Origin of the sequence: Nocardia farcinica (assembly GCF_029867845.1) — a bacterium.
In the GTDB taxonomy this organism is placed as follows: domain Bacteria; phylum Actinomycetota; class Actinomycetes; order Mycobacteriales; family Mycobacteriaceae; genus Nocardia; species Nocardia farcinica_A.
The window spans coordinates 1-5,329 of the sequence record NZ_JARWRU010001021.1; the positions used below are offsets into that span (position 1 = coordinate 1).

The window sequence follows — 5,329 nt, forward strand, 5'->3', positions numbered from 1 at the left end:
AGGGGCTTCGCTGGTACGTGGGGAGGCTCGCCGCCTGCCTCGAGCCACCGGCGTCGGGCTGGTCACAGAGGATGAAAAAGGCTCACTGGTGACACTTCCGGTCGCGACCCGTGGGCGTGAGTGTTTCGAATGCCGAGTACCGCTCCCATAAACAGGAACTTGTAGCCATTGCGCTCGTAGTCGCGCCTTTCCACGTCCAGAGCGTGGTCTGCGATGTCGAGCTGCGGCGGGTTTGGCTTGTATTGGAAGACCCGTGTCATCAACGTGTCGCCGATATCTGTTCTCCCCGTGAGCTTCTGGACGCGGGTTTCGATCGCCTCGAAGGCCCGGAAAACGGCGTCGTTGCCGTTCCCGGCAGCGAGCCTGTCGCGAGCGATCTCCGCAATTACGGGATGCAGTGACGAGGTCTCGAAATGCTTGGGCGGTGCGATCTCCGCCTTGGTCCGCACCTCGTAACGGAGGTCGAGGTGATCGTTCCACGCCGCCAGGATGCCTGCGGAACGTTCCGGGATCACGTCGAGGATCTGCATCCGCTTCACCAGGTCTTCGCGCAGGCGGTCTTCGATCACGTCACCGACTCGGACGTCCTCATCGAGCTTCACCCTCAGAGAGTCGGAAGTTACCCTGTGCACCTGGATCTCTCGTTCGACGGTGCTTCCGTCGTCATGGGTGCGAACGAGGGTGAACACCTGGGTTGGTTGTCCCGGGAGCATTGGCTTCATACCTTCCGGCGAGCGCACCGTGTCGAGTCCGTGTGGGTCACTGTTCGAATCGCCGGATGAAGTCCGCGGCGAGGTCCTTCCACCCCTCAGCGGGAACATCGGCACCGATCATGTCAATCGCGAAGGCCACATCTTTTGGGTCCGCGACATCCCAGTCCTGCTGACGGACACGAACGAGGAGGTCGGCTCCGGTCTCCCAGTACAAGACCCAAACCTTCTTCTGTTCGTCCGCCCTGGTCATCGCCCAAATCGCATCCAGGCCCTTCCGCAGGTCGGTGGAAACTTGCGGAACTGGGGGGTGTAGTTCCAGGTGCGCCACGCACCCTCGAACGCGAGATCAACCCGAACCTTGTCATGCAGTACGGAACTTCTCCCGCACAGGAGCAACCCCAGCGCCATCCCCTCAGAGACCGCATTGCGCTGTCTAGCAGGGGTCAATCTCGTACTCATACACCGATCTTCCTCATCGAATCCCCATCAGGATGCCGCTTGGACTCGATGTGACCTTTGACCTGCACGAGCCGTACCTGCGACAGGAACCAGGATAGCCAGAGGCCCAGACAAGTCCGCTCCAGAACAGCGGTGTTCATGTTCAGCTAGCGCGGGGGACATACATGATCACCGCGACTCCTACCAGGCAGATGACCGCGCCGAGGACGTCCCAGCGGTCGGGCCGGAACCCATCCAGAGCCATGCCCCACAACAGGGAACCGGCGACGAACACCCCGCCGTAGGCGGCCAGGATGCGACCGAAGTTGGCATCGGGTTGCAGTGTCGCGACGAACCCGTAGACACCCAGCGCGATCACCCCGGCACCGATCCAGGCCCAGCCCCGGTGCTCGCGTACGCCCTGCCAGACCAGCCACGCACCGCCGATCTCGGCGACAGCAGCCAGGACGAACAGCACGATCGAACGCAGCACAGTCACGACCGCTGATCGTAAATGCCCGGATTCAGGTGACCGTCGAGACGGCCGTGCATCCACAGCCCGAGCCCCCGCACGAACCCGAGGACGAGCCGCTGCCGCATTTCCGGCGTCGGACGCGACGCTGGCTCCAGATCAGGCCCGCGACACCTACCCCGATGAGGGCGAACCCGACCGGCTCGAGCCACGACAAGCCGACCAGCAAGGTGCCGCCGCCCAGCACTCCGGCAGCGATGAGCAGCGGGGCCAGGCAACAACCCACGCACAGCAGGACACCGGCACCGATCGAGCCCCACCATCGCCGCGCCGTGTTCTCAGCAGCCACAACCGCCACCCTCCCCGTTGGCCGGGGTGGCGCGGCCGGAGTCGAACGGCACCGGACAGCTCGGGGACTCGCTACAGGCGAGCAGGTCCTCGCACCCGGCAGCCAGGGCCGCGCGCAGGGTGTCGCGGACCTCGGTGAGTTCGGCCAGTTTGGCATCGACCTCGGCGAGTTTATCGATCACGCGGGCACGCAGCCCGGCGTCGGTGCGGCGACGCGAGGTGACGCGGGTGCCCGCGAGCAGTTCAGCGACCTCGTCGAGGGTGAAACCGAGACGTTGCGCGGCCTTGATCACCCGCAACACCGAGACAGCGTCTTCGGGATAGAGCCGGTGCCCGCCCAGCGTGCGGGCCGGTTCGGTGAGCAGGCCACGGCGCTCGTAGTAGCGCAGGGTCTGGGCGTTCACCCCGGCCGCCGCGGCGAGCTCACTGGTTCGCAGCGCACTCACCGCCCACCTCCGATCGCGGTCTGCGCGCGAGCGGCGAACGCGTCAAGCACCTCGACGTAGGCAGAGGGCACACCCACGCCTATCACCAGGTGCTCGCCGGCCTGAGCGAAGTCGAAGGTGAAGAACGAACAACAGCTCGACTCCCGCGCGGCCAGCTCCCGCGCCAACAGTTCGGCAGCGGGGTCGACCAGCAGTTCCAGTCGTGTCGGGCCCGTTCGGCGCAGGCCGTGGGTCGAGTCAGTGAAGAACCGGTCGAACTCGGCGATACGGATCGGTTGCTGCACCGTCGGCAGGGTGCAGGCGCCGGGCACCCACCCCTCGGCGCCTCGTGAGATCGTCATGATTCGACGGTAAGCCTGTACCCCGGTACAGGATGCAACCCGATCGACAACCCGAGGCATCGTCCTCTTACGCCTGGCAGCACATCGCCGGAATCGGTGCCCCGTACTGCGCGGGGCAACGGTAGCCTGATCGTGCACTCGCACAGGGCGAGCAGGTGATTGTCCGCGTCGCTTTGCTCAAGTGGCCGGATCTGCACCAGGTGAACAAGATTCGCGGACAAAACGGTTTGGCGCGCCGACGAGCCTCGGGGGAAGCATGGAGTTCGATCGCATCAACGAGTTGTGCAAGGGCATGGATCGTCTGGCTCGGCAGACCTGGAAGAACTACGAACTTGGCTCCGAGGTCGGACTCGTACCCGGTGAAGAGTCGACGACCGACAGCGTTCTCTTGGACCTGTGGCGTGTGTCAAGCGACATCTTGCATGTCAACAAGTTCACCCGACATCAGGAACAGCGCAACGGTGCCGACTGGGAGTGGTGGGTCGGATCGGACACCGACGGCTGGCTACGCCTTCGCATCCAGGCAAAGCGGATCTACGAGCAGAACTACGAGCGACTCGATCATCGCGACAAAAAGACCCGCGTATTCCAGTACGACACGCTGATCCAGGGTTGTGCACAGGACAGCTATACCTACCCCGTCCACGTGTTCTACAACGGGTGGCCGAACACCCGCTTCGGTCGCACAACACCGACCGAGGATCTGGTAGCTCTTACCCAGAATCAATGGTGGAAGGGCCGTTTCAGGCGGCGCGCGAACTGGGGGATCACCGCGCTGTCGTCCTATGACGTGGGTCGGCTGTTCTCGGGTGGCGGGAGCTATGCCCCACGGTATCTGGAGCACGCCATGCCGTGGTCCGAGCTGTTTCGAGCTGGCACCGAAGCCCAGTCCAAGCCGTGGAAGACCCCGCTCAACCACATTCACCAACGGCTCTCCCAGATCACCATCGCCGCCGCCGACTCATACCCGAACGCACCACAGATCCCCAGCATCTACAACGCTCGCCCCAGACCAGACCTGCCGATGTATGCACAAGCCGTGAGGAACGGTGAGGCAGCGGCATTCAACGAAGTACTGTTCGACGCCCAAGAGGCTCTCCCGCCCAACCCATACGTTGCGGTCCTGGACCTCAGCGAAGTCACACAACCCACCAGCACGGCATCAATATCGGACGCCGAGATATGGCGATAGCACGCAAGCGTCGCCTGGGCGATCACTCGGCATAGCGGTACGGTATGAGAGTCACGCCCCGACCCGTCCCCTTCGGGCCGGGGCGCAGTCACCGTTGTTGTCAGAGTCGCGGCGTAGCGTGCACGCGTGCCGACCTACTTCCATGTCGACCGAGCGAACAGGCTTCGCGAAGAAGGCATCTTTACGCTCTCGTCCCATTCATCGCCGAGATGGTTCCCCGGCGGGTTGTCCGAGCACGGCCAGCGGTACCTCAACGGAGACTTTCAGTTCAAGTTTGCGAACTCGCAGGGACAGGAACGCGGCGCTGTCAGCCAGGACACCGGTATCGAGCTGCTGTGGGAGCTGGTCCGGCTCAATGAGTACCCGCAAGCGCCTTCCCGTCTCCAGTCCGTGTTCGCGTTCGAGCGGCTCGAGGAGGCGCGCCAGTTCGCGGAGGCAGAACAACGGGGGACGATCTGGGAGATCGAGGTAGAGCAGCCCGGGTTCCGTGCCGACATGTCGCTCCTGAAAGCCGAGCCACGAACCGGGAACACCCTCCAACTTGCGCGCTACTACTGGGGGCAACTCAACGACCAGGACCGATCCCAGTTTCCGCCAGAGTTCGGTCCGCCGGTCTGGGAACATCTCCTAACACCGCCCGTGCGCGTGATCAGGCGGGTAGGCATCGGCAACCACCCCGGTGAACACGAGATCGGGCCCCGGTCCGGGGCGGAGTCAGCTTCGGTTACCAGCTAGCCGTCCCATGTGCCCTGCATCCCATCTTCGTTGCGCCTGCCAGGGGGACGCAACGAAGATGGGACGAGATAGGATCGGTACTGGCGGACCGGGATCGCTAGATCGTGTAGTAACCCGCAATGACCAGGCGTTTTCCGGTTGCCCATGTTTTGTGTGCCCTGCCGAGGGCACGGACCTGCGACGGCATTTCCGCAGGCCATAGCCGTCTATTGCCGTTGCAGGTTCGATGCCATAGGGGCACGTTCCACCGTTCGGCTACATCTGAACGGTGCTGACAATCGGCCGATCGACTCTCCGGATGCGGCCGTCCGAGTACGTATTGTGCTGGGCTGCTCAGCCGACACGGTCGACAACGCCGCGCACAGTGAACGGCACGCCGGAAACCGAACAGTACCGCCAGGGTCAGCGTTCGACTGTGGGCGAGCGTCCGCTTCTCGCGCGCTGCGAGGCCGTGCCCAGCACGCTCGCCGACCGGGGCGAAGTCGAAGGTGAAGAACGAACAACAGCTCGACTCCCTCCCGGCCAACCCACGCGCCTGAGATTCAGCAGCGGGGTCGACCAAGGCACCCGCCCCCCGCCCAAAAAAAAAAAAAAATTTTATAGTTTTTTTTGGGGGGGGGGGGGTGGGAAAAAAAGGAGGGGGG

Annotated in this window: 8 protein-coding genes; 2 read left to right on the forward strand and 6 right to left on the reverse strand. The window is 63.7% G+C overall.

The window, feature by feature from the left end; genetic code table 11:
- Positions 1-62: 62 nt before the first annotated feature.
- The 6 genes from QH283_RS22585 to QH283_RS22610 all read right to left on the reverse strand — a co-directional run bounded on the left by QH283_RS22585 (position 63) and on the right by QH283_RS22610 (position 2,758).
- Positions 63-602, reverse strand: coding sequence for a TIGR02391 family protein (locus QH283_RS22585; protein WP_280504963.1), 540 nt, complete (start codon positions 600-602; stop codon positions 63-65).
- A 157-nt stretch (positions 603-759) separates the two neighbouring features.
- Positions 760-963, reverse strand: a complete 204-nt coding sequence (locus tag QH283_RS22590) for a hypothetical protein (RefSeq protein ID WP_280504964.1) — start codon at positions 961-963, stop codon at positions 760-762.
- A 351-nt stretch (positions 964-1,314) separates the two neighbouring features.
- Entirely contained in the window at positions 1,315-1,650 is a 336-nt protein-coding gene (locus tag QH283_RS22595; RefSeq protein WP_280504965.1) for a YnfA family protein, read from the reverse strand.
- Between the two features lie 25 nt (positions 1,651-1,675).
- Positions 1,676-1,972 carry a hypothetical protein gene (locus tag QH283_RS22600; RefSeq protein WP_280504966.1) on the reverse strand — a complete coding sequence of 99 codons (297 nt, stop codon included), beginning with the start codon at positions 1,970-1,972 and terminating at the stop codon, positions 1,676-1,678.
- Positions 1,962-2,417, reverse strand: coding sequence for a MerR family transcriptional regulator (locus tag QH283_RS22605; RefSeq protein ID WP_432420764.1), 456 nt, complete (start codon positions 2,415-2,417; stop codon positions 1,962-1,964). Before QH283_RS22605 ends, QH283_RS22600 begins: the two co-directional genes overlap by 11 nt.
- Positions 2,414-2,758, reverse strand: a complete 345-nt coding sequence (locus QH283_RS22610) for a hypothetical protein (protein ID WP_280504967.1) — start codon at positions 2,756-2,758, stop codon at positions 2,414-2,416. The genes QH283_RS22605 and QH283_RS22610 overlap by 4 nt, the downstream gene beginning before the upstream one ends.
- A 256-nt stretch (positions 2,759-3,014) precedes the next feature.
- On the opposite strand from QH283_RS22610, the gene QH283_RS22615 reads away from it, so the two are divergent.
- Together QH283_RS22615 and QH283_RS22620 are read left to right on the forward strand one after the other, a co-directional pair.
- Entirely contained in the window at positions 3,015-3,950 is a 936-nt protein-coding gene (locus QH283_RS22615) for a DUF6615 family protein (RefSeq protein ID WP_280504968.1), read from the forward strand.
- 126 nt (positions 3,951-4,076) lie between these two features.
- The gene (locus QH283_RS22620; RefSeq protein WP_280504969.1) at positions 4,077-4,685 is read left to right on the forward strand and encodes a hypothetical protein; all 609 of its coding nucleotides are present in this window, start codon (positions 4,077-4,079) and stop codon (positions 4,683-4,685) included.
- The last annotated feature ends 644 nt before the right edge of the window (positions 4,686-5,329 follow it).

Coding starts and splice junctions, on each gene's coding strand:
- QH283_RS22610 (WP_280504967.1), bottom strand. CDS start 2,758: ATGACGATCTCACGAGGCGCCGAGGGGTGGGTGCCCGGCGCCTGCACC.
- QH283_RS22615 (WP_280504968.1), top strand. CDS start 3,015: ATGGAGTTCGATCGCATCAACGAGTTGTGCAAGGGCATGGATCGTCTG.
- QH283_RS22590 (WP_280504964.1), bottom strand. CDS start 963: ATGACCAGGGCGGACGAACAGAAGAAGGTTTGGGTCTTGTACTGGGAG.